At 66.0% G+C, this 2,321-nt stretch carries 3 protein-coding genes; 1 reads left to right on the forward strand and 2 read right to left on the reverse strand.

The features are described 5' to 3' along the window. On the reverse strand, positions 1 to 581 hold a 581-nt coding region (locus tag MOV75_RS35005; RefSeq protein WP_247007627.1), incomplete at its 3' end, for an ATP12 family chaperone protein. A 71-nt stretch (positions 582 to 652) separates the two neighbouring features. Between MOV75_RS35005 and MOV75_RS35010 the strand changes: the two genes are divergently transcribed. Next, entirely contained in the window at positions 653 to 1,099 is a 447-nt protein-coding gene (locus tag MOV75_RS35010; RefSeq protein ID WP_246932082.1) for a hypothetical protein, read from the forward strand. A 138-nt stretch (positions 1,100 to 1,237) separates the two neighbouring features. Here the strand turns inward: MOV75_RS35010 and MOV75_RS35015 are convergent. After that, a partial coding sequence (locus MOV75_RS35015) for an RluA family pseudouridine synthase (protein ID WP_247007628.1) occupies positions 1,238 to 2,321 on the reverse strand: 1,084 nt, incomplete at its 5' end.

Consider the following 2,321-nt stretch of genomic DNA (forward strand, 5'->3'; position numbering starts at 1 on the left):
AAGGTCGTCACCACGTGGAGTGCGGCCACCGACCATGCGTCCCCGGGCAGCACGGCGCGCGCGGCTTCGACGGCCTCGTCGGGCTGCTTCACGTGCATGACGCCCTCAGACAGGATGAAATGTGCCCCCAGCGCCTCCGCGGCCCAGAACAGCACGGGATCCCAATGCGCGGCCTCGCGGGCGACCAGCCCTTCGGGATGGCCGGCACGATAGAACAGCAAATCCGACTCGAGGTATTTTGCGAGGTCGTCGCTGACGAGCTCGACGCGGTCGACGACGCCTTCCACGACGCTGTTGGCGATCCGCGTCAGCGGCATGGTCACGGGATCGATCGTCTCCCCCTGGGCTGACCATTCCGCGGCCACCGCACCGGCCAATGCGCGCGAGGGGACCACCACCTGACGGCCGGAGGGCGTGCGGATCGGCTTGCCGTCGAGGGTGATGACGAAGCCGCCTTCGACATCGGTGACGCCCGCGTCTTTGTAGAAGCGCTTGCGCTGCGGCGGGCGCGCGGCTTGCCGGATCGCGCCTTGCGGATCGGGCGGGGTCTGTCCCGCGGCTTCTTCGAACAATTCACGCATGTAGTTTCGGCCCCGATCGCTGGATGCTAGGCTTTTAAGATAAGACCGGCGGCCGATAAAGCGAGCGGGGCATGAGGGAACTTGCGGGCATTGTGGCCCTGTTCGCCGGGCTTTGGCTGGCCACGGCGGAGGCCGGCTTTCGCAGTCCGGAATCGCTGGTCCGCAACGTCTATGCCCATTACGGCGAAGGCGCGCCTGAACTGTCCAAGGGGCTGCCAAGGGATGCTGCGACCGCCCGGCAATTCTTCGATCCTCCCCTTCGCAAGGCCTGGAGCGCGCCGCGGGTCGAGCCCTACGATTTCCTGGTGCAGAGCCAGAGCTGGAGGCTCGGCCCGGTCGCAATCGCGGTCGTCCGCAGGCAATACGACAAGACCTATGTCGCGGCGAATTTCGACAATCGCGGCAGGCGGATGGCGCTGAACTTCGTCCTGGTGAACGGGCCCGAGGGCTGGCTGATCACGGATGTCGAGAGCCCGCACGACTCCTTGCGGATGTTTTTGGAGCAGTTTCGGAATTGAGTGTGACAACCACCCGCTATCTCCATTCCGTCATTGCGAGCGCAGCGAAGCAATCCAGAATGCATGTGCAGTGGGACTCTGGATTGCTTCGTCGCAAGAGCTCCTCGCAATGACGGGGCTGGCAGCGGAGCTCGTGCCCTACTCCTCCGGCGCGTTCTCGATCGGGTCGAACCGGCTCGCATCGAGCCCGAGCAGATTCCACGACTGCTGCATGTGCTGCGGCAATGGCGCGGTAGCGTCGATCACGCCGCCGCGCGGATGCGGGATGACGATGCGGCGCGCAAGCAGATGCAGCCGGTTTTGCAGGCCGCCCGGCAGCTGCCAATTCTCGATGTTGAAGTATTTGGGATCGCCGATGATGGGATGGCCGATATGGGCCATGTGGGCGCGCAGCTGGTGGGTGCGGCCCGTCACCGGCTTCAGCGACACCCAGGTCAGCTTGTTGCCGGCGGTCTCGACCACCGCGTAATAGGTCACCGCGTGGCTCGCGCCCTCGTCGCCATGCTGGGCGACGCGCATGATGGTGTCATCCTCGCTCTCTTCCTTGGCGAGGAAGGTCGAGATACGACCTTGCTTCGGCTTTGGCAGGCCCGGCACCAGCGCCCAATAGGTCTTGCGCGCCGACCGCGAACGGAACGCGCCGGTCAGATGCGAGGCTGCAAAGCGCGTCTTGGCGATCAGGAGACAGCCCGACGTCTCCCGGTCGATCCGGTGCACGAGGCGCGGCTTCTGGCCCTTGGCATCGCGCATCACCTCGAGCATCTGGTCGATGTGCCGCGTCATGCCCGAGCCGCCCTGCACGGCAAGGCCCGCCGGCTTGTTCAGGACGAGGACGTCGTCATCCTCGAAGATCGTCATCTCCTTCAGCGCGGCGAGCGTCTTTTGCGCGGCGTCCGACAGCGGGCCGGCCGTCTTCGGCGTGTCGAGCTTCAGCGGCGGAATACGGACGCTCTGGCCCTCTTCCAGGCGGTCCTTGCTGTCGACGCGCTTGCCGTCGACGCGCAGTTCGCCTTTGCGCACCACGCGCTGGATGTGAGAGAACGACAGGCCGGGAAAGCGCGCTTCGAGGAAACGGTCGACGCGCATGTTGTTCTCGTCGGCCGTCACCTTGACGGTCTGCACCTTGGTCGGCAGCAGCGGCTCGACGGATTTTGCCGGCACAGCCCTCTCCGGCTCAGCCTTGGGCGCTCGCCGCTCGGCGCGCTCGGGGGCACGCCGCTCG

The sequence above is a fragment of the Bradyrhizobium sp. PRIMUS42 genome (assembly GCF_023006515.1).
Lineage (GTDB): Bacteria > Pseudomonadota > Alphaproteobacteria > Rhizobiales > Xanthobacteraceae > Bradyrhizobium.